The organism is Streptomyces sp. NPDC017225 (assembly GCF_044331465.1).
Taxonomy (GTDB): domain Bacteria; phylum Actinomycetota; class Actinomycetes; order Streptomycetales; family Streptomycetaceae; genus Streptomyces.
Genome location: NZ_JBIRNE010000004.1, coordinates 561,255 through 587,059 on the forward strand (window position 1 = coordinate 561,255; position 25,805 = coordinate 587,059).

Here is a 25,805-nt window from a genome sequence, read left to right on the forward strand (position 1 = left end):
CCTACACGTCCCGCTTCTCCAGCAGCGCGTACGCGCCGGCGTACGCGGCGGCCGTCACGCCGAGCATGATCCACAGCGGGTCCCAGCCGGACGGGCCGGAGTCACTGAGCGAGTTGGCGTAGAAGATGCTCATCTGGTTGGGGATCGAGTACTCGAACAGCGCCTGCTGCACGTCCCTGAGCGACTCGACGAACATGAACAACGCGATCACCAGCGGGGCGAGCAGCGTTCCGATCATGATCGTGATGGCGCCCGCGGAGTGCCGGATGATCGAGCCGACGGCGAGCGACAGCAGTCCGAGCAGCGCGATGTAGAACGAGACACCGAACGTGGCCTTCAGCCACTCGCCGCCGGTGGGCTCGCCCGCCCCGTTGCCCTCCAGGAGCGCCGTGTGCATGAGGGCGACGAGCGCCGTGCACACCAGCGTCACGACGAAGGCCACCAGGAAGAACACGATCGCCTTCGCCGCGAGGACCCGGCCGCGGCTCGGGCAGGCGGTCATCGTGGTCCGCACCATGCCGGTGCCGTACTCCGAGGCGGTGGTCATCACACCGAGGGTGATGACGCAGATGCTGCCGAGGAGCAGTCCGAAGAAGCCCAGCTCCAGGGTGTTCGAGCCGGTGAGGTCGGACGAGGTGCTCGCCACCAGCAGGCCGGTCAGCAGCCCGATGCCGACGACCAGCAGGACGAACACGCCCAGCGTCCACATCGTCGAGCGCACCGACTTGATCTTCGTCCACTCGGAGGCGAGCGCGTGCCCGAGGTGCGTGCGCACCACCGGGATCGGCGACGTGTAGGTGGGGTACGGAGATCCGGGCGCCGCCTGCCAGTCGGGTGCGGCCTGCTGCGTCGGGGGCTGGGGCGTGCTCATCGGGCGTCCTCGGACTTGGTCGGGTCGGTGACGGGCGCGGGGGAGGGCGGGGGCGTGGGTGCGGGAGCCGCGCCGGGCGGCGCGGTGACCGGGGCGGGCGCCTGCTGCGGCTGCGGGGCCGGCGGGGCCTGCTGTGCCGCGTACGGGTTGACGGGCGGACCGCCCGGCACCGCGCCGGGCACGGCCGGGGCGCCGTACGGTCCCGCCGGGGCCTGGCCCGGCGCGCCCTGCGGCGGCGGGAAGGGCTGGGAGCCCTGCTGGGGCGGCGGCGGGGCGTACCAGCCGGGCTGGCCCTGTCCGGGCACCGGCATCGGCGGCTGAGCGCCGGGCGGCAGCGGCTGCTGGAGCCCGGCCTTCTGGTCGGCGGTCGACCGGTAGTCCACGGCGCCCTGCGTCATCCGCATGTACGCCTCCTCCAGCGAGGCCTGGTGCGGCGACAGCTCCCACAGCCGTACGTCGCTGTCGTGCGCGATGTCGCTGATCCGGGGGAGCGGCAGCCCCATCACCCGCAGCCCGCCGTCCTGCTCGGGCAGCACCTGCCCGCCCGCCTCGGTCAGCGCGGACGTCAGCTTCTCGCGCAGCTGCGGCTCGCTGTCCGGCGTCCGCACGCGTGCGAAGTCGGCGGAGTTGGCCGAGATGAAGTCCTTCACGCTCATGTCGGAGAGCAGCTGACCGCGCCCGATGACGATCAGGTGGTCGGCGGTCAGCGCCATCTCGCTCATCAGGTGCGAGGAGACGAAGACGGTACGGCCCTCCGCGGCGAGCGCCTTCATCAGGTTGCGGACCCAGTGGATGCCCTCGGGGTCGAGGCCGTTGACCGGCTCGTCGAACAGCAGTACCTGGGGGTCGCCGAGCAGTGCCGCGGCGATGCCGAGCCGCTGGCCCATGCCGAGGGAGAAGCCCTTGGAGCGCCGTCTGGCCACGTCCTGGAGGCCGACCACGCCGAGCACCTCGTCCACGCGCCGGGCCGGGATGCCCGAGAGCTGGGCCAGGCTCAGCAGGTGGTTGCGGGCGGCCCGGCCGCCGTGCACCGCCTTGGCGTCGAGCAGCGCCCCGACCTGGCGGGCGGCGTTGGGCAGCTCGCGGTACGGGTGGCCGCTGATCGTCACGTGCCCGGAGGTCGGGTTGTCCAGGCCGAGGATCATCCGCATCGTCGTCGACTTGCCCGAGCCGTTGGGCCCCAGGAAGCCGGTGACGGCGCCGGGCCGCACCTGGAAGGAGAGGTTGTACACGGCGGTCTTGTCGCCGTAGCGCTTGGTCAGGCCGACAGCCTCGATCATGCTCCGCACCCATCGAAAGGTTCAGGGACAGCAGGGCACACGCCCCCGTAAGGGTTAGGAGGATAACGAGGCGCTGACGGTTCCGTTCAAGCCCGGGCAAAATCCGGGCGTGGACGGAACCCGACCAGCGTCCGCCCGGTCCTCAGGCGTCCCGCTTCTTCAGCACAACGTACCCGCCGACGAGTGCCGCGATCACCCACAGGGCCATGATCCCGAGGCCGCCCCAGGGACCGTACGGGACATCGTCGTCGATCGGCGTGACCACCTGCATGATCTTGCTGCCGGCCTGGTCGGGCAGGAACCGGCCGATCTTCTCCGTCGCCGGGACGTTGCCCAGGATGTTGGAGATCAGGAAGAAGAACGGCATGAGGATGCCCAGCGACAGCATCGGTGAGCGCAGCATCGCGGCGACGCCCATCGAGAACATCGCGATCAGGGTCATGTACAGGCCACCGCCGATGACCGCGCGCAGCACGCCCGGATCGCCGATCGACGCCTTGAGGTCGCCGAGCATCGCCTGCCCGAGGAAGAAGGTGGCGAAGCTGGTGACCATGCTCACGACGAGGGCGAGCACCGTGGCCACCGCGATCTTGCTGAACAGGAAGGTGCCGCGCTGCGGCACGGCGGCCAGTGAGGTGCGGATCATGCCGGAGCTGTACTCGTTCCCCACGACCAGCACCCCGAAGACGATCATCGCCAGCTGGCCGAGGCTCGTCCCGGCGAAGCTGATGAAGGTCGGGTCGAAGGAGAGCTGGTTCCGCTCGCTCAGGTTGTCGAACTCGCTCTTCGACAGCGCCGAGATCAGCATGCCGAGCGCGATGGTGACGACCACGGCGAGGCCCAGCGTCCACACGGTGGACGCGACCGACCGGATCTTGGTCCACTCGGACCGGACGACCTGTGCCGCCGCCATGCTCATCCCTTCCTCCAGTCGCTGCCCCATTGCTGTTGCTGTTGCGGCGGAGGCACCGCGCCGGGCGGCTGCCCGTCGTGCGCGTGGTACTCGACGGACTCAGCGGTCAGCTGCATGAACGCCTCCTCCAGCGAGGCCCGCTGCGGGCTCAGCTCGTGCAGCACGATCTGCTGCCGGGCCGCCAGCTCCCCGATCGCCGCGGACCTGTCGCCGTCCACCTCGAGGACCTCGGCACCGGCCTCGACGACCGTGATGCCCTCGCCGTGCAGTACGTCGAGCAGCCGCTCGCGCTGCGGGGTGCGGATCCGGACGTAACTGCGCGAGTTCTCCGCGATGAAGTCGGCCATCGAGGTGTCCGCCAGCAGCCTGCCCTGGCCGATGACCACCAGGTGGTCCGCCGTCAGTGCCATCTCGCTCATCAGGTGGGAGGAGACGAAGACCGTACGGCCCTGGGAGGCCAGTGTCTTCATCAGGTTGCGGATCCAGTGGATGCCCTCGGGGTCGAGGCCGTTGACCGGCTCGTCGAACATCAGGATCCGCGGGTCGCCGAGCAGCGCGCCGGCGATGCCGAGCCGCTGGCCCATGCCGAGGGAGAAGCCCTTGGTCTTCTTCCGGGCGACCGCGGTGAGCCCGACCGTGTCCAGCACCTCACGGACCCGGTTCGCCGGAATGCCGTTGCTCTGCGCGAGGCACAGCAGATGGTTGTAGGCGCTGCGCCCGCCGTGCCAGGCCTTCGCCTCCAGCAGGGCGCCGATGTAGGTCAGCGGGTCCCTGAGCTGGTCGTAGTGCTTGCCGTCGATACGGACGTCCCCGGCGGTGGGCCGGTCCAGGCCCAGCACCATCCGCATGGTGGTCGACTTGCCCGCGCCGTTGGGTCCGAGGAAGCCCGTGATGATGCCGGGTCTGACGGTGAAGGAGAGATTGTTGACCGCCACCTTCTCGCCGTACCGCTTGGTCAGCCCCTCGAGCTCGATCATGGCGCCCACGGTAAAACGGGACGAAGCCCACTGCCACCCCAGTGACAGAAGGCCTCGTCCCTGTTCCGTACGTGTTCGGCCGGCGTACGCCCCGCGTCAGCGGGACTGCTGGGCCGGCACCCCGCGGGAGGCCGGCTCGTCCTCGGCCGGCGTACCGGCGGCGGCCACCGCGGCGCCCGTGAGCGTCGCCAGCATCTCGCGCACGTTGGTCAGCTGCGCGTTGATGGAGTCACGGCGGTTGGTGAGGGCCGCGAGCTCGCGCTCCGACTCCGAACGGATCCGGTCCGCCTTGGCGTTCGCGTCGGCCACGATGTCCTCGGCCTGACGCTGCGCCGTCTCGACGGTCTGGCGGGCGCGGCGCTCGGCGTCCGTGCGCAGCTTCTCCGCCTCCAGACGCAGCTGCTCCGCGCGGTGCTCGATCTCCGCGAGGCGCTTCTCGGCCTTGGCCTGACGGGAGGCCAGGTCGCGCTCGGACTGCTCACGGCGCTTGGCGAGGTTCGTCTCGAAGTCGGCGGCGGCCTGGGCGGCCTTGGCGCGGGTCTCCTCGAAGAGGGCGTCCGCCTCCTCGCGCTTGGACTGCGCGTCCTTCTGCGCCTCGGAACGCAGCTGCGACGCGTCGCTCTTGGCCTTCTCGACGATCCGGACGCCCTCGTCCTCGGCCTTGGCCTTGCGCTCCGCGGAGTACGATTCCGCGTCGTTGCGCACCTGCTGGGCCGCCGACTCGGCGAGCTCCCGGTGCTGCTCGGCCGCGCGCCGGGCCTCCTCACGCAGGTCCTTCGCCTCTTCCTCGGCGAGACGCAGGATCTTCTCGACCCGGGCACCGAGACCGGCGTACGACGGCTCGGCGTCGTTGACCTGTGCCTGGGCGTGCTGAGTCTCGAGGTGGAGTTCCTCGATGCGCTTTTCCAGAGCGGTGATGCGGGCGAGAGCGCTGTCACGGTCGGAGACGAGCTTGGAGATCCGTTCGTCCACCTGAGCGCGGTCGTACCCACGCCGCACAAGCTCGAAGCCGTAGGGGGAAGTGTCGCTCATGGGGTTCCTGTCGAAAGAGACCGGTGAGGTGATAGAGGGAATCCTAGGCGCCGATGCGGTGAGTCATCGAGCGGATGCGCGTTTGGTACGGAGAATGACACCTCTTTCGGGTGGCTGACCCCCGGAAGCCTTGCCAAAGTCATGGTCAAGGGTCTGGACACAGATCCGGCCAAAGATCTCCAGGAAACACCCGATCCGCGCCCGGCGCTAGCCGTCTGACGACTTGCCACCCGAACGTGGGGCACCGACCGTGGCTCCCGCCTTGACCCCGTTGTCCTTGCCGCCACCCGTGGGCGCCTCGAAGGACTCCAGCGCCTCCAGCACGTCCTGCACCCGGGAGATCTCCGTGTTGATGTCCTCGCGGCGCCGCACCAGGGTCTCCAGCTCGCGCTTGCCCTCGTCGACCGTGTGCCGGGCCTCCTCGACCGCCTCGGCCTTGATCGCCTCGGCCTCCCGCACCAGGGACGCCTTCTTCTGCTCGGCCTCCTTGAGCAGCGCCTCCGCCTTCTTGACGGCGGCGATACGCACCTTGCCGGCCTCGGAGTTGGCCTCCGACACCAGCTCCTTGGCCTTCGCCTCCGCCTTGGCGAGCTGCTCCTCGGCGGCCTTGACGAGCGCGTCGCAGCGGTCGCCGGCCGACTTCATCGTGTCGGCGGCCTCGCGGCGGGCCCGCTCGTGCAACTCCTCGATCTCGGAGGTGAGCCGCTCGCGCAGCTCCTCCGCGCGCTCCCTTATGGCGGTCGCGTCCCGGCGGGCCCCCACCAGCAGCTCGTCCGCGTCCGTACGGGCCTTCTCCACCCGGGTGTTGCCCTCGACCGTCGCCTCCGCGACGATCCGGTCGGCCTCCGTGCGGGCCGCGCCGACCATCGTGTCGGCCTGCGACTCGGCGTCCGCGGTGGCCTTCTGGGCCTGCTGCTGGGCCTCGGTGAGCAGCTTGTCGGCCTCGGCCGCGGTCTCCGTGATGAGCGTGTCGACCTGCTCGGCCGCCTCCGAGCGCCGCTTGTTGGCGTCCTTGCGGGCCTCGTCGAGGGTGCGCTCGGCCTCCTCGCGGGCGGCCGTGGTGACCCGTTCGGCCTCCGCCGCCGCCTCGGCCCGGACGCGTTCCGCCTCGGTGCGCACGCGCTCGGCGTGCTGCTGGGCGGAGCCCACCGTGTCGGCGGCCTCGGCGCGCAGCCGCTCCGCCTCCCCGGTGGCGTCCGAGACCAGCTGCTCGGCCCGGGCACTCGCCTCGGTCCGGACCCGGTCGGCCTCGGTGACGGTCTCGGACCGCAGCCGCTCCGCCTCGGCGGCCGCCTCCGCGCGTACCCGCTCGGCCTCGTTCGCCGCCTCGGTGCGGACGCGCTCCGCCTCCGTGACCGTCTCCGTGCGCAGCCGGTCGGTCTCGGTCACCGTCTCCGTCGTCAGCCGCTCCGCCTCGGAGCGCGCCTCGGTGATCAGGGTGTCCGCCTGCGTCGCCGCGTCGGACCGGATGCGGTTGGCGTCCTCACGGGCGTCCGCCCGGGTACGCGACGCGGACTGCTCGGCCTCGGCGATGGCGTCGGAGGCCTCCGTGCGCGCCCGCTGGGCGTGCTCGGAGACGTCCGTACGGATCCGTTCGGCCTCCGTGATGGCCTCGGACACCGTCCGCTCGGCCAGCGCCTTGGCGGCCTCCGTCTCCTCGCGCGCCTCGTGCCGCAGCCGTCCCGCGTCCTCGCTCGCCCGCTCCCGCTCCGCGTAGGCGTCGGAGCGGACCCGGTCCGCCTCCTCCTCGGCCTCGCGCCGGACGCGCTCCGCCGCGTGCTCGGCGGCACTGCGCAGTCCGGTGATCTCCTCCTGGGCCTGCTCGTGCAGCCCGGCGACCGACTCCCGTACCTGCTGCGCGTGCTGCTCGGCGGCGGACACCATCTCGGTCGCGCGCCGGTCGGCCTCCTCGACCAGCCGGGTCGCCTCGGCCTGCGCCTCCTCCACGCGGTTGCGCGCCGAGGCCAGCAGCTCCTCGCTGCGCTCGCGGGCCCGCTCGCGCTCCTGGTCCGCCTCCTGCCGGGCGTCGCCGAGCAGTTCCTCGGCCTCGCGGCGGCGCCGGGCGGCCTCCTCCTGGGCGGCGGCCAGCGTCTCGGAGGCCTCGGCGGAGATGCGCTCGGCGGCGGTCTGCGCCTCCGCCCGCACCCGGTCGGCGCTCTCCTGCGCCTCCGACTTCAGCCGCTCCGCCTCGTTCGACGCCTCGGACCGCAGGCGTACGGCGACGGCCTCGCCCTCCGCGCGGGAGGCGGAGGCGTCCGCGGCGGCCTCGGTGCGCAGCCGCTCGGCCTCGGTCTCGGCCTGCTGCTGGAGCGTACGGATCCGCTCGGCGGCCTCCGTGCGCAGCCGCTCGCTCTCCTCGGCGGCCTCGCGGCGGATCCGCTCGCCCTCCTCACGGGCCTCGGTCAGCGCCTGCTCGGCCGCCGTGCGGCGCTCCTCGGCCTCGGTCTGCAGCCGCGTCAGCTCCCCGGCGGCCTCCGCCTGCCGGGCCTCGACGGCGCGCTCGGTCTCCTCGCGCAGCTCGCGGGCGGCCCGCTCGGCGTCCGCCTGGAGCTCCTCGACACGTTCGGCGGCCTCCGCGCGGTGCCGCTCGGCCTCGGCGCGGGTGCGCTCCAGCGTCTCCTCGGCCTGCCGGCGCAGGGTCGTCGCCCGTTCGATGGCCTCGGTGCGGACCTTCTCGCTGTCCGCCGTCGCGGTCTGCCGCAGCTCGTCGGCGTCCGCCTTGGCCTTGGCGAGCAGCTCCTCGGCGGTCTTCGCCGCCTCCTCGATCTGCGCCACGGCCTCCTTGCGGGCCTCGGCGCGGATCTTCTCGCCCTCGGCGACGGCGTCGGCACGCAGCTGCTCGGCGTCGCCGCGCAGCCGGCGCGCCTCCTCCTGGAGCTCGACCGTCTTGGCGCGGTACTCCTTGGTGTCGTCCTTCGCCGCGCCCTTGAGCTCGGCGGCGATGTCGTGCGCCTCGGCGCGCAGCCGGTCCGCCTCGGCCTCGGCCTCGGTGCGGATCCGCTCGGCCTCCTCGGTGGCGGCCTTCGTGGTCCGCTTGGCGTCCTCGGACGCCTTGTTCAGCACGTCCTCGGCGGTCTTGGCCGCCTTGGACAGCTGGGTGGCCGACTCCTCGGCGGTGATCGTGCGGGCCTTCTCGGCGGCCTCGGCGACGATCCTCTCGGCCTCGGCGCGGGCGTCCGCGACCAGCTGCTCGGCCTCGGACTTCGTCGACTCGGCGTCCTTGGTGGCCTCGCCGACCAGCCGGGCGACCTGCTCCTTGGCGGTACGGGTGCGCTGCTCGTTGGTCTGCTCCGCGCTCGCGAGCGCCTTGGCGGCGGACTCCCTGGCCTCGGTGAGGACCTTCTCGGCCTCGGTCTGCGCCTTGCGCAGCGCCTCCTCGGCCTCGGTCATGCGCTGCTCGGCGGTCCGGCTCAGCTCCTGGACCTGGCGGCGGGTGGCCTCCGACTCGGTGGCGGTGGAGCTGCGCAGCTGCTCGGCGTGGTCGGTGGCCTCCTGCGCCTGCTCGGAGGCCGCGTTCAGCAGCCGCTCGGCGTCGGCGCGGGCCCGGCGCAGGATCTGCTCGGCCTCCCCGCGCGCGCTCTCGGCGTCGTTGCGCAGCCGCTGCCGGGCCTCGGCGGTCAGCCGCTCCGCCTCCGCGCGGGCCGCGGCCATGGCCTGCTCGGCCTCGGCACGGGACTCGTCGAGCAGCCGGCGGGCCTGCTGCTCGGTGCGGGCACGCAGCTGCTCGGCCCAGGCCACGTTCTCGTTGACGTGCGACTCGACGGTCTGCCGGCGCTCGGCCAGCTCCTGGTCCAGCTGCTGGCGCCGGGTCACCGCCTCCTGGTGCAGCTCGGACTGGAGCCGGGCGGCCTGCTCGGCGTGCTCCTGGAGAATGCGCTGGGTCTGCGCCCGCGCCTGGCTCAGCTCCCGCTCGGCGTCCGCGCGCAGCTGCTCGGCCTGCGTCTGCGCGTTGCGCAGCAGCTGCTCGGCCTGGTACCCGATGTCGCCGCCGTCGAAGGCGGGCCGGGACATGATGGTGCGCCGCGCCTCGTGCAACTTGGCGCGCAGCACCTCGACCTGGTAGCCGAGGTCATCGGCGTGCTGGATCGCCTTTTCCCGCTCGGTCTTCAGCCGCTTCATCTCGGCCTCGAACCGAGAGAGGTGGTCGACGTCAGCCGCCGGCTCTCGCTCCTGGCTCTCGTAGCCCCGCACTGCGCGGTCCCATCCGTCCCCTGGTCGCAAATCTTCCCGAACGAGCTCCGTCCGTCCGCCGGACGGGGCCCCCGGGGAATGGTGTCAGATCAACGGCGGAGCATGCGCTTCTGCCCCGGCGTTCGCCCCCCGAAACACGACCCCGGCGGTCCCGTCACCACAGACGACAGGACCGGGTCACCCTGGACTGAGCGGCGACCGCACCCAACCCTACCGGCCCATATGTACGAGAGTCAGTGCTCAGGTGTCTCAACGGCCGCCGAAGTGACCAGTTCTGTCAGTACGCCATGGCAGTCCTTGGGGTGCAGGAAGGTGATCCGGGACCCCATGGAACCGCGCCTCGGCTCCTCGTACAGAACGCGTACGCCCTTGCCCCGGACGTCCGCGGCGTCCGCGTCCACGTCCGCCGTGCCGAAGGCGATGTGGTGGACGCCCTCGCCGTTCTTGGCCAGCCACTTCCCGACCGCGGAGTCCTCCCGGGTCGGCTCCAGGAGCTGGAGGTACGAGGCGCCGCCGTCCGACGTATCGTTGATCTTGAGCATGGCCTCACGCACACCCTGCTCGTCGTTGACCTCGGTGTGGAACACCTCGAAGCCGTAGGTGGCACGGTAGAACTCGACGGTCGCGTCGAGGTCGTGGCAGGCGATTCCGATGTGGTCGATTCGCGTCAGCATGAATTGATTGCAGCGCTCCGGAGGTGGTTACGCAACGTGCGCGCGATCACACCGACAGCCCGGTGACGGGCGGGATACCGCTCAGTACATTCGAGTAAACCCTCGTTCACTCCTCGGCCTGTGCGGGCCGGAAAAGGGGATCGCAGCTCATGTCTTCCGCAACTTCTGGAACGAACGGCACGACCTCCGTCATCGTCGCGGGTGCCCGCACCCCGATGGGGCGGCTGCTCGGCTCGCTGAAGTCCTTCTCCGGAGCCGACCTCGGCGGCTTCGCGATCAAGGCCGCCCTCGACCGTGCGGGGATCGGCGGCGACCAGGTCCAGTACGTGATCATGGGCCAGGTGCTCCAGGCCGGCGCCGGGCAGATCCCGGCCCGCCAGGCCGCCGTCAAGGCCGGCATCCCCATGAATGTCCCGGCGCTCACGGTCAACAAGGTGTGCCTCTCCGGCCTCGACGCCATCGCGCTCGCCGACCAGCTCATTCGCGCCGGTGAATTCGACGTGGTCGTCGCGGGCGGCCAGGAGTCCATGACCAACGCCCCGCACCTGCTGCCGAAGTCCCGCGAGGGCTACAAGTACGGCGCCGTCCAGATGATCGACGCCATGGCCCACGACGGTCTGACCGACGCCTTCGAGGACATCGCCATGGGCGAGTCCACCGAGAAGCACAACACCCGTCTCGGCATCGCCCGCGACGCCCAGGACGAGATCGCCGCCCTCTCCCACCAGCGCGCGGCCGCCGCCCAGAAGAACGGCGTCTACGAAGCGGAGATCACCCCGGTCGAGATCCCGCAGCGCAAGGGCGACCCGGTGCTGTTCAGCAAGGACGAGGGCATCCGCGGCGACACCACCGCCGAGTCGCTGGGCAAGCTGCGCCCGGCCTTCTCGAAGGACGGCACGATCACCGCGGGCTCCTCCTCGCAGATCTCCGACGGCGCGGCGGCCGTGGTCGTCATGAGCAAGGCCAAGGCCCTGGAGCTCGGCCTGGAGTGGATCGCGGAGATCGGCGCCCACGGCAACGTGGCCGGCCCGGACAACTCTTTGCAGTCGCAGCCGTCCAACGCGATCCAGCACGCCCTCAAGAAGGAGGGACTGGAGGTCGGCGACCTCGACCTGATCGAGATCAACGAGGCGTTCGCGGCCGTCGCCGTGCAGTCAATGAAGGACCTCGGCGTATCCACCGAAAAGGTGAACGTCAACGGCGGCGCCATCGCCCTGGGCCACCCCATCGGCATGTCCGGCGCCCGGCTCGTGCTGCACCTGGCGCTCGAGCTGAAGCGGCGCGGCGGCGGCGTCGGCGCGGCGGCCCTGTGCGGCGGCGGCGGCCAGGGCGACGCGCTGATCGTGCGGGTACCGAAGGCCTGAGCGCGCGGTACGACGCGCGGTAGGACTTCTCACTTCTCACCGAACCAAGCTGAACGGAGCTGTGATGCAGGACGTCTCCTCGCTGGTCGCCCAGGCCAGGGAAGGCCGGCCGCGGGCCGTGGCCCGGCTGATCTCCCTGGTGGAGGGGGCGTCCCCGCAGCTCAGGGAGGTCATGGCAGCCCTCGCGCCGCTGACCGGCGGGGCCTACGTGGTCGGCCTGACGGGCTCCCCGGGCGTCGGCAAGTCCACCTCCACCTCGGCGCTGGTGACGGCGTACCGCAAGCAGGGCAGGCGGGTCGGCGTCCTCGCCGTCGACCCGTCCTCCCCCTTCTCCGGCGGTGCCCTGCTCGGCGACCGGGTCCGGATGTCGGAGCACGCGTCCGACCCGGGCGTCTACATCCGGTCGATGGCGACCCGCGGCCACCTCGGCGGCCTCGCCTGGTCCGCGCCGCAGGCCATCCGCGTCCTCGACGCGGCCGGCTGCGACGTGATCCTCGTCGAGACGGTCGGCGTGGGCCAGTCGGAGGTCGAGATCGCCTCCCAGGCCGACACCTCCGTCGTCCTCCTCGCCCCGGGCATGGGCGACGGCATCCAGGCGGCCAAGGCCGGAATCCTGGAGATCGGCGACGTCTACGTCGTCAACAAGGCCGACCGCGACGGCGCGGACGCGACCGCCCGCGAGCTGAACCACATGCTGAGCCTCGGCGAGTCCCGCGGCCCCGGCGACTGGCGCCCGCCCATCGTCAAGACGGTCGCCGCGCGCGGCGAGGGCGTCGACGAGGTCGTCGAGGCCCTGGAGAAGCACCGCGCGTGGATGGACGAACGGGACGTCCTGGCCGAACGCCGCCGCGCCCGCGCCGCCCGCGAGGTCGAGACCATCGCCGTCACCACGCTGCGCGAACGCATCGGCGACCTCCACGGGGACCGCCGCCTCGGCGCACTGGCGGAACGCATCGTCGCGGGCGAGCTGGACCCGTACCGCGCGGCGGACGAACTGGTGGCGGGGCTGACGACGAGCGGCTGACGGGGCCGAGGGCGCCGACGAGCGGCTGACGCCGAGGCCGGAAAAGCCGGTGCGGCCGCAGCGCCGCGCCGGTATGTTGACCCGCGTGTTCCTCCTCTTGGCCTAGGGCCCGCCCCGCGCGCGACCGCCGTACCCGGCCGTCGCGTGCTTCGGCGTCCCCTCGTCGCCTCCCTCTGAGGAACCTTCCGTGTCCACGCATGCCCCGCGGCCCTCGTACGCCGCAGTCCTCCGTGTCCCCCATGCCCGCCGTACCTTCGCCGCCGCTCTTGTCGGCCGGCTGTCGTACGGCACGGTCTCCCTCGCCCTGATGCTCTCCCTGACCCGGTCCACCGGGTCGTACGCCGTGGCCGGCACGGTACTGGCGATCTTCGGCGCCACGGGCGTCGTCCTGTCCCCCTACCGTGCGGCCCTCGTCGACCGGCACGGCCCGCGCCGGGCCCTGCTGCCCATGGCCCTGCTCCACGCCGCCCTGCTCTGCGCGCTGGCGGCGGTCTGCCGGGAGCCGGGCACTCCCGCGGCCGTCCTCGCGGTGACCGCCGCGTTCGCGGGCGCCTGCATGCCCCCGCTCGGGCCCACGATGCGCGCGGTCTGGGCCGGACTGCTGCCCGACCGGGACATGCTGCGGCGCGCCTACAGCCTGGACGGCGTAGCCGAGGAGCTGCTCTTCGTCTCCGGCCCGCTCCTGGTCGGCGTGGTGATCGGGTTCGCCCCGCCGACCCTCGGTGTCGTGCTCAGCGCGGTGCTGGTGGCGGTGGGCACCCTCGCCTTCGTCACATCGCCGGCGGCGGGCGTGCTGCGTCCGGCGGAGCGTGCGAAGGACGGCTCCGCACCGGCCGTGGGCAAGGGCGCGGGGCAGGGACGGGCCCTGCTGCAACCCGTCGCGGTCGCCGCGTGCGTCGGCATCTCGGTGAGCGCCGTCGACCTGCTCGTCGTCGCCTTCGCGGGTCAGCGCGGCCTCGGCGGCGCCACCGTGGCCTGGGCGCTCGCGGCACTGTCGGCGGGCAGCGCGGTCGGCGGGCTGCTCAACGGCGCCATCGCCTGGAGCTCGTCCGCCCGCGCCCGGCTGCCGTTCTTCGCGGCCGGTCTCGGTCTCTGCCTGGTCGCCGCGGGCCTCGCGTCCGGCGTCGGCACGCTCGTCGTGGCCGTCGCCTGCGCGGGCCTGTTCGTGGCACCGGCGCTGACGACGGCGTACCTGATCGCCGACGAGAGCGCGGCGCCCGGCTTCCGGATCCGGGCGGGAGCCTGGTGCAACACCGCGGTGAACGCCGGGGGTTCCGCCGGCGCCGCGGCGGTGGGCCTGCTGGTGGAACGGCTGCCGCTGCCGGTGTGCTTCGCGGTGTCCGGCGCGGTCGCCGTGGCGGCGGCGCTGGTGCCGGGGCGCCGCCGCGGTCGGCCGGTCGTGCGGCGGGGGCCGCTCAGTCGTCGTCCGAGCCGGAGTCGTCGGAGTCATCCGAGTCGTCGGAGTCGTCCGAGTCCCAGTGGTGTGAGCGATCGGCCGTGACCTTTCCGGTCTCCGGGTCGACGCGCCAGTCCCGCTCAGCCTCGCCGGAGGACTGGGTCTCGGCCTCCCAGGCCACGTCGCCGTCGCCGTAGTACCCGTCGTCGTCCAGCTCCACGGAGGTCACGGTGCCGTGGCCGGCGGCGGCCTTCGCGGCCTCGGCGGCGTCCACGGACGTGCCCTTCAGCGCGGCCCGCACCTCGTCGGTGTCGTCCTCGTCGTCCGTCTCCGAGCCGAGGACCTTGCCGTTCGCCGGGTCGATCCACACGCTGTGCCAGGTGCCGTCACCGGCGAGGATGTCGACCTCCCAGGCGGCGCGGTCGCCGTCGTCGCCGTCGTCGTCGTCGCCGTCCTCGTCGTCCAGTTCGGCGGAGACGGCGGTGCCCGGGGCCTCGCGCAGCGCGGAGGCGATGGCCTCGGCCGCCGTCACCTTCGCCGAGGACACGCGGGAGGCGTCGTCGTCACGGTCGCGGGAGTCGTCCCGCTCGTGGTCGTCGTTGTTGTCGTCGTCCGCACGGTCGTCCGTGTCGTCGCCCTTGTCGTCGCCCGAGGCGCCGCGCACGTCCGCCTGACGCGTCGTGGTACCCGAGTCGTCGTCATCCGTGGTCGCCAGAGCCGTCGCCGTACCGCCTCCGATCAGTGCGGCGGCGGTGATGGCGGCGATCACGATGTTGCGCTTCATACTGGTTCCTCCCGAGTCGTCACGAGTCCTGCCGAGTCGTTCGTGTCGTTGCGATTTCGACGCCTTCACTGTCACCGACCGACGCTGAGGCCAACCTGAAGCCGCCTGAAGGGTTCTTCAGCTTCGTTTTGCGACTCTTTACGCATGCGCCTGTTGATCGTGGAGGACGAGAAGCGTCTCGCCGTGTCGCTCGCCAAGGGCCTCACCGCCGAGGGCTACGCCGTGGACGTCGTCCACGACGGCCGGGAGGGCCTGCACCGGGCCGGCGAGGGCACGTACGACCTCGTCATCCTCGACATCATGCTGCCCGGCCTCAACGGGTACCGCGTCTGCGCCGCCCTGCGCGCCGCCGGGCACGACGTGCCGATCCTGATGCTCACCGCCAAGGACGGCGAGTACGACGAGGCGGAGGGCCTGGACACCGGCGCGGACGACTACCTCACCAAGCCCTTCTCGTACGTCGTCCTCGTCGCCCGAGTGAAGGCCCTGCTGCGGCGCCGGACGCAGGGTGCCGGGGCATCGCCCGTGCACGTCCACGGCGACCTCAAGGTCGACACCGCCGCCCGCCGGGTCTTTCTGGGCGAGCGCGAAGTCACCCTGACCGCGAAGGAGTTCGCCGTCCTGGAGGAGCTCGTGGTGCGGGCCGGGCAGGTCGTCTCCAAGGCGGAGATCCTGGAACACGTCTGGGACTTCGCCTACGACGGCGACCCCAACATCGTCGAGGTGTACGTCAGCGCTCTGCGGCGCAAGCTGCGCGCCGGTCTCATCCGCACCGTGCGCGGCGCCGGCTACCGGCTGGAGGGCGAGCGATGAGCCGGCTCTTCGGCTCGGTCCGGGCCCGGGCCACGCTCGGCGCCACCCTCGTGGTCGCCGTCGCCCTCGTCGCGGCCGGCACCGCCGTCCTGCTGTCCCTGCGCTCCAACCTGCTCGGCGAGGCCGGCACCCAGGCCGAGCGCTCCGCACGGGAGGTCGCCGCCGAGCTGTCCGTCGGGACGCGGTACACCGAGCTGTCCCTGGACGTGGACGACCGGCCGGTGCAGATCGTCGACGAGGAGGGCGCGCTCGTCGCCGCCAGTGAGGACCTGGAGCGGATCAGCGGCACCGGCGTCGACGCGGTGCAGCCGCAGCCGACACCCACCCCCACCGGTGACGGCGACGGCGACGACGACGGAGACGACGACGGCGGCGGCGACTCGGACGACGACGATGACGACGCCGGCGACGCGCTGGAGCCCGGTGAGATCGGCGAGCGGACCACCGTCAGCGACGGTTCGGCGACGATCGACGGCGACACGCAGGACTACCGCTTCGCCGCCGTACCCGTGGAGACCCGGGACGGTGACCAGCTCACCGTCTACGCCGGTGCCCCGCTGTCCGCCGAACACGGTGCCGTGAACACCGCGCTGACCGTCATGCTGATCGGTTTCCCACTGCTCCTCGCGGTCGTCGGGTGGGTGACCTGGCTGGTCACCGGGCGCGCCCTGCGCCCCGTGGCGGGCATCCGCCGCGAGATGGCCGCGATCACCGCCAGCGAGGACCTCGCGCGCCGCGTCCCGGTGCCGGGCACGCACGACGAGGTGGCCAGGCTCGCCTCGACCACCAACCGGACGCTGGCCGCCCTGGAGGCCTCGGTGGAGCGGCAGCGGCGCTTCGTCGCCGACGCCTCGCACGAGCTGCGCAGCCCGATCGCCTCGCTGCGCACCCAGCTGGAGGTGGCCGCCGCCCACCCGGAGCTGCTCGACCTCGACGGGGCCGTGGAGGACACCGTACGGCTGCAGCGGCTCGCCGCCGACCTGCTGCTGCTGGCCAGGCTGGACGCGGGGGAGCGGCCGGCGGACGCCCGGGTGGACCTCGGGGCGCTCGCGCGGGAGGCGGCCGAGGGCCGGACCGGAGTGACCGTGCGGGGCGGGGTCGAGGGCGAGGACAACGGCGACGGCGAGGGCGAGGGCGACGGCGCCGGCGAGGGCGCGGTGCAGGTGGCCGGGTCGCGGGGGCAGCTGGGGAGGGTGCTGGCCAATCTGCTCGACAACGCGCAGCGGCACGCACGCTCGGCGGTGGAGGTGTCCGTACGACGGGACGGCGACGCGGCCGTGGTCGCGGTGGCCGACGACGGGGAGGGGGTGCCGGCACAGGACCGGGAGCGGATCTTCGAGAGGTTCGTACGGCTCGACGCCGCCCGCAGCCGCGACGACGGCGGGGCCGGGCTGGGGCTGGCCATCGCGCGGGACGTCGCCGTACGCCACGGTGGCACGCTCACGGTCCACGAGGCGCCGGCAGGCGGCGCCCTGTTCGAGCTCCGCCTGCCGACCGCCCGGACCGTCACGCCCGCGGGGACGTGACCAGCGACGTGATCAGGGATGCGCTCAGGGACGTCCCCGCTGCCCGCGCAGATGTTCCGCGATCGGCTTGAGCGCCTTGTCGAGCTCCGTCAGTGCCTCGGGCGCCAGCAGGTCCATGAAATGCCTGCGGACGGACGCCACATGGTGCGGCGCGACCTTCCGCATCGTCTCCAGGCCGTGCTCGGTGAGGACTGCGTAGAGCCCTCGGCGGTCGGACTCGCAGTTCTCCCGCCGGACCAGGTCCGCGTTCTCCATGCGGGTGACCTGGTGGGAGAGGCGGCTCTTGGACTGCATCGTGGCGGTGGCCAGGTCGCTCATACGCATCCTGTCGCCCTCCGACTCGGAGAGGTTCACCAGGATCTCGTAGTCGTTCATTGTCAGGCCGAACGGCTGCAGGTCCTTCTCGAGCTGGTGCGTCAACAGCCTGTTGACCTCCAGGTGGGTGCGCCAAGCACACTGCTCCGTATCGGTCAGCCAGCGGGTGGCCGTCTCGGTCTCCATGTATGAAGTCTACCTAAAATGTTGAAAGGCGAACTAGTGAGGGGTTTTCCGTGACGATGACGGTGCGCACGCGTTCGATGTCACACTCCGCAGATTACCGCTCACAGCCCGAAGCGGCGCTGGAGGTCCCCCAGCTGTCCGGGAAGCCCCGGTACCCCCGGCCGGCCTCCCGGCGCACCGGACGCCCCGCCTCCGGGCACCCCCGCCTGCTGTGGAGCGGCCCCCGTCGCCTGCTCCGCCATCAGTGCCTCGCTCGACTGGAGCAGCACCGTCCCCGCGCCCACGAACTCGAACTGGTGCTCCTCCCCGGAGGCCCCGCCGAGCCCCGTCATCGCACGTAGACCGCCCAGCAGGCCGGTCATGTACCCGTGGTCGTAGTGATGGCACGGAGACGGGCAGTCGGCCCAGCCGACCAGGGCCTGCGGGTCGACCCGGATCGGGGGTTCCATGAACACCACCGGCCCGTTCGACGCCGCCACGAACTTTCCGGTCCCGATCAGTGTCAGGAAGCCCGGCACGATCGACTGCTTGAGAGCGAGACTTGGCTGAAAAGCAAGCAAGTTGCCTGAGCGAATGGTCAGGTTGCCATCTTCCAGGTCATACGAATTCACGTCGAAGGCCCGGTCGGCGAGGAGCATCTTGCCCGAACCCTCCGCCACGACCCAGTCGCTCGCGTGCAGTGGCGAATGGAAGGACGTCCGCACCAGCCGGTCCAGCCGGCCGTGCCCGATCCCGTTGAACTCGATCGTCCCGTAGTAGGCGATCATCTTCCCCTTCTGCAGGAACCACTGGCTCCCCTTGAGCTCCACACAGAAGGTGTACGCGTTGACGCTGTCATCGGCCGGCAGCGTCGCCGGGTCGTGGTGAACGGTGCTCACAGCTTCTCCTCGGACGCCTGGACATACACCGTGCCGCTGCCGCTGAGCTCCAGCTGGAACGCCTCGCCGGAGCCGCGCCCCACCATGTCCCGCCAGCCCATCGCCGTGGACAGCTTGTTGCGGACGTCGCCGTGGTGGGCGACGTACGCCTGCGGGTCGACGCGCACCGGGCGCTGCGGGGTGACGGGGATCTCGAAGACGCCCCCGTGGGCCATCACCGCCACCGAGCCGTGACCCCTGAGGGTGGTCGTGAACAGCCCCTGCCCGCTGACCTGGCCGCGCACCATGCCCATGACGCCGCCCTGCGAGCCCAGGAACACCGTGCCCTGCTCCAGGGTGCCCTCGAAGGCGAGGAGGCGGTCCGCCTCGACGTACAGGGTGTCGCCGGCGAGGCCGATCACCTGCACGTGGTGGCCGCCGTGCCCGAAGAGCACGGTGCCGCTGCCCTCGACGGTCATCAGCGGCGTGTCCTCGTCGGCCACCCGGCGGCCGATCATCGACATGACGCCGCCCTGGCCGCCCCGCAGGTTGGGCGTGAAGGACACCTCGCCCTGATAGGCGAGCATCGCGCCGCGCTGGCTGAACAGCCGCTGCCCGGGCGCCACGGTCGCCTGCACCATCTTGGAGTTGATCTCCCGGAAGGCCATCTCACACATCCCCCGCGATCGTGTTCCGTTCGCTCGGCTGCACGTACACCAGGCCGTCGCCCTCGAAGCGGATCTGGAAGGCCTCCCCGCCGCCCTCCCCGAACAGCGTGCGGAACGTCACACCCGACTGGAAGGACTGCCGCAGGTTCCCCTGGTGCGCGACGTACGCCCCCGGGTCGACCGTCAGCGGGTACCGCGCGCTGACCCGCAGCACCACCGCCGGCCCGTCCGACATGATCGCCACCTGTCCGTGCCCCTCCACGGTCGTGGTGAACAGCCCGGTGCCCTGGGAGGCGCCGCGCGTTCCCGTGAAGCTGGTGCCGGTCCGCAGTCCGGCGTCGGCCGCCAGGAAGTTGCTGGACTCGACGTACAGCGTGTCGCCCTGGAGACCCACCAGGCTGATCTCCGAGGCCCGGTCCGCGAACCAGCAGGTCCCGTGCCCCTTCACCTCCATCACCGTCATCTGCTCACCGGTGATCCGCCGGGTCACCATCCCCCGGATCCCCTCACCGCCGCCGCTCAGCTTCTTGAAGGCCATCTCCCCGTCGTACGCGACCATCGAGCCGTTCTTCGCCTTCACGGCGTCCCCGGTCATGTCGACGGCGAGTACCTTGCTGTCTTGAAGTCGGAACATCGCCACAAATGTGACGCTAGCGTGCCGGGTGGGCCCGCCGACAGGTCCCACGGGCGGATACACGTCGATCGCCTCCCCGGGAGTCGGTGTCGCCGCCCCCCTCACCCGGGCGCGTCGGGGGTTTGCCACAATGGACGCGCGCTTGTGCGCACGTTCACAAACCGCCGTCCCGGCGGTGCCCGACGTATCGATACCTCTCCCACCGAAGGTGACCCGTGGACCTCAAGACCGCCTCCGCCCTCCGCCGCCTCCGCCTGGTCTCCGGCCCCGAGGCGATCTCGTTCCTGCTGCTGATGGTCTGCTCCGTGCTGAAGCGGACCACCGACTTCAACGCGGTGCCCGTGATGGGCGCGGTCCACGGCTTCCTCTTCGTCGTCTACGTGCTCTTCTGGGCGGACGCCTGGAACCGCGCCAAGTGGTCCCTCGGCACCGCCGCCTTCTACTTCGTCATGTCGGTCCTGCCGACCGGCGGCTTCTTCGCCGACCGCAGGCTCAAGCGCGAGGCCGAGAGCGCGGTCATCGCCTCCCGTGCCCGCCAGGAAGGCGTCGTCGGAGCATGATCGTCGCCTTCTCCGTCACGCCGCTGGGCGTCGGCGAGGACGTAGGGGAGTACGTCGCCGACGCCGTCCGGGTGGTCCGCGAGTCGGGCCTGCCGAACCGCACCGACGCGATGTTCACCTCCGTCGAGGGCGAGTGGGACGAGGTCATGGACGTCGTCCGGCGCGCCGTCGCCGCCGTCGAGGCCCGCGCGCCGCGCGTCTCCCTGGTCCTCAAGGCGGACATCCGCCCCGGTGTGACCGACGGCCTCACGTCGAAGGTCGACACGGTGGAGCGGCATCTCGCGCGGTAGCCGTGCGCCACGGGCGGTGGTATCGAAAGGCGAGACTGGGCTGACCGGGATATGACCGGCCGGTAGGGTCTGATGCCGTGCCGAAGCCCCTCAGTCTCTCCTTCGATCCCATCGCCCGTGCCGACGAACTCTGGAAGCAGCGCTGGGGCGGCGTGCCCTCCATGTCCGCCATCACCTCGATCATGCGGGCGCACCAGATCCTGCTGGCCGAGGTCGACGCGGTGGTCAAGCCCTACGGGCTGACCTTCGCGCGCTACGAGGCGCTGGTGCTGCTCACCTTCTCCAAGTCGGGCGAGCTGCCGATGTCCAAGATCGGCGAGCGCCTCATGGTGCATCCCACGTCCGTCACCAACACCGTCGACCGGCTGGTGAGGTCGGGCCTGGTGGACAAGCGGCCCAATCCCAACGACGGCCGCGGCACGCTCGCCACCATCACCGACAAGGGCCGTGAGGTGGTCGAGGCGGCCACCCGCGACCTCATGGCGATGGACTTCGGCCTGGGCGCCTACGACGCCGAGGAGTGCGGCGAGATCTTCGCGATGCTCAGACCGCTGCGGGTCGCCGCGGGGGACTTCGAGGAGGCCTGAGCGAGTCGCCGGGCCCGCTCGAAGATCGCGCGAAACGGACGGTTACGCTCGTACGCATGAAAAAGAGCGTGCTGACCCGCTACCGGGTCATGGCGTACGTCACCGGTGTGCTGCTGATCCTGCTCTGCCTCGGCATGATCGCCAAGTACCTGCTGGACATCGACGGTGCCGACGGCTTCACCCACGTCGTCAGCCTCGCGCACGGCTGGCTGTACGTCGTCTACCTCGTCTTCGCCTTCGACCTGGGCTCCAAGGCGAAGTGGAAGGTCAGCAAGCAGCTGTGGGTGCTGCTGGCCGGGACCGTGCCGACCGCCGCGTTCTTCGTGGAACGCAGGATCAGCCAGGAGCTGGAGGCCAAGGCCGCCGCGGCCGAGGCGCCCGCGCCCGTCAAGGCGTAACCGGCTCTTCCCGGGCCCTCTCACCGCCGTACGGACACCCGTACGGCGGTCACCCATCGACATTTACTTGGACGTCCTAGTAAATTCGAGGGTATGGACGCTCACGCCATAGAGGAGGGCCGCCTTCGCTGGCAGGCCCGGTACGACGCGGCGCGCAAGCGCGACGCGGCCAGGGGTTTGGGGGCGAAGCCCCCAAGGAATTGGACACGCACCACGCTCTCCGGTGACCCCGTGGAGCCGGTGTACGGGCCCCGGCCCGGAGACGAGTACGAGGGCTTCGAGCGGATCGGCTGGCCGGGGGAGTACCCCTTCACCCGCGGCCTGTATCCGACCGGCTACCGGGGGCGGACCTGGACCATCCGGCAGTTCGCCGGGTTCGGGAACGCCGAGCAGACCAACGAGCGCTACAAGATGATCCTCCGCAACGGCGGCGGCGGGCTCTCGGTCGCCTTCGACATGCCGACGCTGATGGGCCGCGACTCCGACGACCCGCGCTCGCTGGGCGAGGTCGGGCACTGCGGGGTGGCCATCGACTCGGCCGCCGACATGGAGGTGCTGTTCAAGGACATCCCGCTCGGCGACGTGACGACCTCCATGACGATCAGCGGGCCCGCCGTGCCCGTGTTCTGCATGTACCTGGTCGCCGCCGAGCGGCAGGGCGTCGACGCCTCCGTGCTCAACGGCACGCTCCAGACCGACATCTTCAAGGAGTACATCGCCCAGAAGGAGTGGCTCTTCCAGCCCGAGCCGCACCTGCGCCTGATCGGCGACCTGATGGAGTACTGCGCGGCCGGCATCCCCGACTACAAGCCGCTCTCCGTCTCCGGGTACCACATCCGCGAGGCCGGCTCGACGGCCGCGCAGGAGCTGGCGTACACGCTGGCGGACGGCTTCGGGTACGTGGAGCTGGGCCTGTCGCGCGGCCTCGACGTGGACGTCTTCGCCCCCGGCCTCTCCTTCTTCTTCGACGCGCACCTCGACTTCTTCGAGGAGATCGCCAAGTTCCGGGCGGCCCGCCGCATCTGGGCCCGCTGGATGCGCGACGTGTACGGCGCGCGGAGCGACAAGGCGCAGTGGCTGCGCTTCCACACGCAGACCGCCGGTGTCTCGCTCACCGCCCAGCAGCCCTACAACAACGTGGTGCGTACGGCCGTGGAGGCGCTGGCGGCGGTGCTCGGCGGCACCAACTCCCTGCACACCAACGCCCTGGACGAGACCCTCGCGCTGCCGAGCGAGCAGGCCGCCGAGATCGCCCTGCGCACCCAGCAGGTGCTGATGGAGGAGACCGGCGTCGCCAACGTCGCCGACCCGCTGGGCGGTTCCTGGTTCGTCGAGCAACTGACGGACCGGATAGAGGCCGACGCGGAGAAGATCTTCGAGCAGATCAAGGAGCGGGGGCTGCGGGCCCACCCCGACGGGCGGCACCCCATCGGGCCGATCACCTCCGGCATCCTGCGCGGCATCGAGGACGGCTGGTTCACCGGCGAGATCGCCGAGTCCGCCTTCCGCTACCAGCAGTCCCTGGAGAAGGACGACAAGAAGGTCGTCGGCGTCAACGTCCACACCGGATCCGTCACCGGCGACCTGGAGATCCTGCGGGTCAGCCACGAGGTCGAGCGCGAGCAGGTGCGGGACCTGGGTGAGCGCAAGGCCGCCCGCGACGACGCGGCCGTCCGCACCGCCCTGGACGGCATGCTCGCCGCGGCCCGCTCCGGCGGCAACATGATCGAGCCGATGCTGGACGCGGTGCGCGCGGAGGCGACCCTCGGCGAGATCTGCGGCGTCCTGCGCGACGAGTGGGGCGTGTACACGGAGCCCGCCGGCTTCTAGACCCCACGCCACCCGGTCAGGGCGGCGGGAGCAACCACCGGCGCGGCTGAGGTCGCCGTGGCCCGCGGCCCTGATCCGGGCCACGGCGACCTCCGTGCCGCGGGCCACGTCAGCGGCGGGTGATCTCCACGGTCACCTCGGCGGAGGCCGCGGTGTGCCAGGGGTCACCGGCGTACGTCACGCCGTACCTCGCCTGACCGATCCTGCTCGGCGTGTCGGTCACGGTGAAGGTGCCGTCGGCCGCCACTGTGGCGGTGCCCAGCGAGGTGCCTTCCGGAGCGGCGGCGTCGTAGCGTGTCACGGCGACGGTGGCGCCGGGAGCGAAGCCGGCTGCCGGAGCCAGGGTGCCGGTGACGGTCAGTTCCCGGTACCTCCTGCTGGTCGGGGGCGCCTCGAGGGCAAGAGTGGTCTGCACGGTGGTGGCGACCTGCCGCGCATGGAACCGGAGGCCCATGACGCCCCTCTGCTGTGTCACGGCGAAGACCCGGCTCCCGTCCGGCGCCCAGGCAAGCCCCTCGTCCACCAGCCTCTCGGTGTCACCGCCCAGCTCGACCGTGGTCAGCGGAGCGGGAGCGCCCGGCGCGTAGAAGGACAGGTCCGGCACGTCGACGCTGTTGTTGGAGGTTCCTCCGGCCACCGTGCCGTCGGGTGCGACGGCGACGGCCTGGGGAGAGGGCGAAGCCGCAGGGGTTCCCTGGTCCGCGAGGTCGTCGAGGCGGAAGGTCTGGTAGCCGGGCGATACGAGGGCGGCCACGACGACGCTCCGGCCGTCGGGTGTCACGGCGAGGTCCCGCAGACCGTTCATCTCGGTCCCGGAGAAGACCCGCCGGGCGGCCACCTCGGGGGATCCGCCGCTCACGTCGTACACCGTGAGGGTGTTGACGTTGGGGTTGCCCGTGCCGGCCACCAGCACGTCGGGGTCGGCGGGGGAGGCGACGAGCTCCGCCCCCCAGTCCAGCGAACCGTCCAGACCGAGCTCGATCACCGGTTCGGCACCGGACACGTCGACCGACCCGAGGTCCCCGGTGGTGCCGTATCCGAACCACAGCTTCCCGCCCGCGAAAGCCAGGCTCCACGGGGCGGTGCCCCCGCCCACGAAGTACCGTGCGGTCTCCGTCAGTGTCGCGGTGTCGTACGCGACGATGGTGTCGATGTCCCGCGCGGCCACGTAGAGGGTCCGGGAGTCGGGCGAGAGGGCCAGCCCGCCGGCGCCCGGCAGGCCGCCCAGCCAGGTGCTGTTCCCGCCGTCGTAGTCCGTCACCACGACCCGGCCGTCCGCCCCCGCGGGCATGCTGAGAAAGACCCGCTCGCTGCTCCCGTCGACCTCCATGTCGGCGAGGGAGTACAACGGCAGCGGCACGCCGCCCGCCGCGAACGCCGGGGCGGCTCCCGGAACGGTCAGCAGCAGCGAACCGAGGGCTGCGGTGAAAGTGGTGCCCAGCGCCCGTCTGAGTATGCGCAAGGTAGTGCCCTTCTGTGTCCCATGAATCACGGCGGCACACCGGTTGGACGACCGGAGGGGACGGCGTGGGGCGCCGCCCGCCAGGATTCTGCGACGCGGAGTCCCGTGAATCACGGCGGCGCACCGGTCGGACGACCGGAGAGGAGGGCACGCGGCGCCGTCCGCCGGGATTCCGCGGCGCGGAGCCAGGAACTCGGGGCTCCGTATCAGCGGCTCGGCGCGCGTCCCCGATCGGTGCGGCACGGAGCCCGTCCGTGGAGCCCCGCTCCTTCGCGGCCCCAGGATCATTCCTGAGATCTCTCGCGGAGTGAGACGTTGGCGAAATGGTCTTACCGACGGGCGAGGGCTGTTCCTTATTGTGATGCGGCTACGCCGGACGGTTGGTCATTCCCGCACCGCGAGGCCCGACAGCAGGACCCGGGTGAAGTCGTGCACCCACTCCTCGTCGGCCGGTTCCGCGCTCACCAGGGTGCGGTGCACCACCGCGCCGGCCACCATGTCGAAGATCAGGTCGACCGTGCGGGCCGCCTCGCCGGCGTCGGACTCCGGCGGCAGCTCGCCCCGCGCCTGCGCCCGCGCCCGGCCGGCGAGGATGAGACGCTTCTGCCGGTCCACGATCGAGGCGCGGATGCGCTCGCGCAGGGCGTCGTCGCGGGTGGACTCGGCGATCACCGCCATCAGGCCGCTGCGGGCCTCCGGGCGGGCCAGGATGCCGGCGAACTGGAGCACCACGCCCTCGATGTCGGCGGCCAGGGAGCCGCGGTCGGGGAGCCGGAGCTCGTCGAAGAGCTCCGCGACCGCGTCGACCACCAGCTCGTTCTTGCCCGCCCAGCGGCGATAGAGGGTCGTCTTGGCAACCCCGGCCCGTGCGGCGACGTCTCCCAGGGTGAGTCTCGACCAGCCCAGATCGACCAGGGCAGCCCGCGTCGCGGCCAGGATCGCGGTGTCCGCCGCGGCGCTGCGGGGGCGCCCGGCACGGCCGGCGGGGGTACTGCTCTGCATTCCCCGACCCTAACCGGCGGGTAACCGGCCGGTAACCGGCGAGCGGTCGTGAGGGAGATCACTGGAGCGGGCTGTCCCGGCGGCCCGTGGTGGCATTACGCTACGGGTCGTAGCGAAAGCGCGGGTCCGCCCGTGCCCCAGCGACGACCACGGGCGAGGGTGGGGACCCGG

At 71.7% G+C, this 25,805-nt stretch carries 24 protein-coding genes; 10 read left to right on the forward strand and 14 right to left on the reverse strand.

Annotated features, from left to right (window positions below; translation table 11 throughout):
* Window position 1: 1 nt before the first annotated feature.
* The 7 genes from ACH4NX_RS13260 to mce all read right to left on the reverse strand — a co-directional run bounded on the left by ACH4NX_RS13260 (window position 2) and on the right by mce (window position 9,938).
* The gene (locus ACH4NX_RS13260) at window positions 2–871 is read right to left on the reverse strand and encodes an ABC transporter permease subunit (protein ID WP_351390221.1); all 870 of its coding nucleotides are present in this window, start codon (window positions 869–871) and stop codon (window positions 2–4) included.
* Window positions 868–2,151: an ABC transporter ATP-binding protein gene (locus tag ACH4NX_RS13265; protein WP_398128806.1), complete on the reverse strand. Its 1,284-nt coding sequence runs from the start codon at window positions 2,149–2,151 to the stop codon at window positions 868–870. Before ACH4NX_RS13265 ends, ACH4NX_RS13260 begins: the two co-directional genes overlap by 4 nt.
* A 142-nt stretch (window positions 2,152–2,293) precedes the next feature.
* Entirely contained in the window at window positions 2,294–3,070 is a 777-nt protein-coding gene (locus ACH4NX_RS13270; RefSeq protein WP_351390217.1) for an ABC transporter permease, read from the reverse strand.
* A complete protein-coding gene (locus ACH4NX_RS13275) occupies window positions 3,067–4,041 on the reverse strand; it encodes an ABC transporter ATP-binding protein (RefSeq protein ID WP_398128805.1) in 975 nt (324 codons plus the stop codon). Before ACH4NX_RS13275 ends, ACH4NX_RS13270 begins: the two co-directional genes overlap by 4 nt.
* A gap of 96 nt (window positions 4,042–4,137) precedes the next feature.
* Window positions 4,138–5,073, reverse strand: a complete 936-nt coding sequence (locus ACH4NX_RS13280) for a cellulose-binding protein (protein ID WP_398128804.1) — start codon at window positions 5,071–5,073, stop codon at window positions 4,138–4,140.
* Window positions 5,074–5,280: 207 nt separating this feature from the next.
* The gene (gene scy, locus ACH4NX_RS13285) at window positions 5,281–9,264 is read right to left on the reverse strand and encodes a polarized growth protein Scy (protein ID WP_351390212.1); all 3,984 of its coding nucleotides are present in this window, start codon (window positions 9,262–9,264) and stop codon (window positions 5,281–5,283) included.
* Between the two features lie 233 nt (window positions 9,265–9,497).
* Window positions 9,498–9,938, reverse strand: coding sequence for a methylmalonyl-CoA epimerase (gene mce / locus ACH4NX_RS13290; RefSeq protein WP_398128803.1), 441 nt, complete (start codon window positions 9,936–9,938; stop codon window positions 9,498–9,500).
* 149 nt (window positions 9,939–10,087) lie between these two features.
* Between mce and ACH4NX_RS13295 the strand changes: the two genes are divergently transcribed.
* From ACH4NX_RS13295 to ACH4NX_RS13305, 3 genes are all read left to right on the forward strand, one after another.
* The gene (locus tag ACH4NX_RS13295) at window positions 10,088–11,302 is read left to right on the forward strand and encodes an acetyl-CoA C-acetyltransferase (RefSeq protein ID WP_398128802.1); all 1,215 of its coding nucleotides are present in this window, start codon (window positions 10,088–10,090) and stop codon (window positions 11,300–11,302) included.
* Between the two features lie 64 nt (window positions 11,303–11,366).
* Window positions 11,367–12,326: a methylmalonyl Co-A mutase-associated GTPase MeaB gene (gene meaB, locus ACH4NX_RS13300; protein ID WP_351390206.1), complete on the forward strand. Its 960-nt coding sequence runs from the start codon at window positions 11,367–11,369 to the stop codon at window positions 12,324–12,326.
* Between the two features lie 187 nt (window positions 12,327–12,513).
* Window positions 12,514–13,827 (forward strand): MFS transporter, encoded by a 1,314-nt coding sequence (locus ACH4NX_RS13305; protein ID WP_398128801.1) that lies wholly within the window; start codon window positions 12,514–12,516, stop codon window positions 13,825–13,827.
* On the opposite strand, the gene ACH4NX_RS13310 is transcribed toward ACH4NX_RS13305, so the two are convergent.
* Window positions 13,742–14,506, reverse strand: coding sequence for a PepSY domain-containing protein (locus tag ACH4NX_RS13310; RefSeq protein ID WP_398128800.1), 765 nt, complete (start codon window positions 14,504–14,506; stop codon window positions 13,742–13,744). The two genes, ACH4NX_RS13305 and ACH4NX_RS13310, sit on opposite strands and share 86 nt — an antisense overlap.
* 144 nt (window positions 14,507–14,650) lie before the next feature.
* Here ACH4NX_RS13310 and ACH4NX_RS13315 point away from each other — a divergent pair, with 144 nt between their 5' ends.
* Both ACH4NX_RS13315 and ACH4NX_RS13320 read left to right on the forward strand, forming a co-directional pair.
* A complete protein-coding gene (locus ACH4NX_RS13315; RefSeq protein ID WP_345592373.1) occupies window positions 14,651–15,319 on the forward strand; it encodes a response regulator transcription factor in 669 nt (222 codons plus the stop codon).
* Window positions 15,316–16,845: a sensor histidine kinase gene (locus tag ACH4NX_RS13320; protein WP_398128799.1), complete on the forward strand. Its 1,530-nt coding sequence runs from the start codon at window positions 15,316–15,318 to the stop codon at window positions 16,843–16,845. Before ACH4NX_RS13315 ends, ACH4NX_RS13320 begins: the two co-directional genes overlap by 4 nt.
* Before the next feature lie 24 nt (window positions 16,846–16,869).
* Here the strand turns inward: ACH4NX_RS13320 and ACH4NX_RS13325 are convergent, their stop codons facing one another.
* The 4 genes from ACH4NX_RS13325 to ACH4NX_RS13340 form a co-directional block, all read right to left on the reverse strand.
* Entirely contained in the window at window positions 16,870–17,346 is a 477-nt protein-coding gene (locus ACH4NX_RS13325; RefSeq protein WP_279561781.1) for a MarR family winged helix-turn-helix transcriptional regulator, read from the reverse strand.
* A gap of 101 nt (window positions 17,347–17,447) precedes the next feature.
* Window positions 17,448–18,224, reverse strand: coding sequence for an AIM24 family protein (locus tag ACH4NX_RS13330; protein WP_351390198.1), 777 nt, complete (start codon window positions 18,222–18,224; stop codon window positions 17,448–17,450).
* Complete coding sequence (locus tag ACH4NX_RS13335; RefSeq protein ID WP_398128883.1) at window positions 18,221–18,871, reverse strand: AIM24 family protein; 651 nt, start codon at window positions 18,869–18,871, stop codon at window positions 18,221–18,223. The genes ACH4NX_RS13330 and ACH4NX_RS13335 overlap by 4 nt, the downstream gene beginning before the upstream one ends.
* A 1-nt stretch (window position 18,872) precedes the next feature.
* Window positions 18,873–19,505 (reverse strand): AIM24 family protein, encoded by a 633-nt coding sequence (locus ACH4NX_RS13340; RefSeq protein ID WP_398128798.1) that lies wholly within the window; start codon window positions 19,503–19,505, stop codon window positions 18,873–18,875.
* Between the two features lie 215 nt (window positions 19,506–19,720).
* On the opposite strand from ACH4NX_RS13340, the gene ACH4NX_RS13345 reads away from it, so the two are divergent.
* From ACH4NX_RS13345 to ACH4NX_RS13365, 5 genes are all read left to right on the forward strand, one after another.
* Complete coding sequence (locus tag ACH4NX_RS13345) at window positions 19,721–20,065, forward strand: DUF3817 domain-containing protein (RefSeq protein ID WP_279561784.1); 345 nt, start codon at window positions 19,721–19,723, stop codon at window positions 20,063–20,065.
* Window positions 20,062–20,355 (forward strand): MTH1187 family thiamine-binding protein, encoded by a 294-nt coding sequence (locus ACH4NX_RS13350; RefSeq protein ID WP_351390193.1) that lies wholly within the window; start codon window positions 20,062–20,064, stop codon window positions 20,353–20,355. The genes ACH4NX_RS13345 and ACH4NX_RS13350 overlap by 4 nt, the downstream gene beginning before the upstream one ends.
* Before the next feature lie 77 nt (window positions 20,356–20,432).
* Window positions 20,433–20,942 (forward strand): MarR family winged helix-turn-helix transcriptional regulator, encoded by a 510-nt coding sequence (locus ACH4NX_RS13355; protein ID WP_121749250.1) that lies wholly within the window; start codon window positions 20,433–20,435, stop codon window positions 20,940–20,942.
* A 56-nt stretch (window positions 20,943–20,998) separates the two neighbouring features.
* On the forward strand, window positions 20,999–21,340 hold the full coding sequence (locus ACH4NX_RS13360; protein ID WP_351390191.1) for a DUF3817 domain-containing protein: 342 nt from the start codon (window positions 20,999–21,001) through the stop codon (window positions 21,338–21,340).
* Window positions 21,341–21,433: 93 nt separating this feature from the next.
* Window positions 21,434–23,170, forward strand: coding sequence for a methylmalonyl-CoA mutase (locus ACH4NX_RS13365; protein WP_398128797.1), 1,737 nt, complete (start codon window positions 21,434–21,436; stop codon window positions 23,168–23,170).
* Between the two features lie 109 nt (window positions 23,171–23,279).
* Here the strand turns inward: ACH4NX_RS13365 and ACH4NX_RS13370 are convergent, their stop codons facing one another.
* Both ACH4NX_RS13370 and ACH4NX_RS13375 read right to left on the reverse strand, forming a co-directional pair.
* Complete coding sequence (locus ACH4NX_RS13370) at window positions 23,280–24,632, reverse strand: hypothetical protein (protein ID WP_398128796.1); 1,353 nt, start codon at window positions 24,630–24,632, stop codon at window positions 23,280–23,282.
* A 384-nt stretch (window positions 24,633–25,016) separates the two neighbouring features.
* Window positions 25,017–25,634, reverse strand: a complete 618-nt coding sequence (locus ACH4NX_RS13375) for a TetR/AcrR family transcriptional regulator (protein WP_351390185.1) — start codon at window positions 25,632–25,634, stop codon at window positions 25,017–25,019.
* Window positions 25,635–25,805 lie beyond the last annotated feature (171 nt).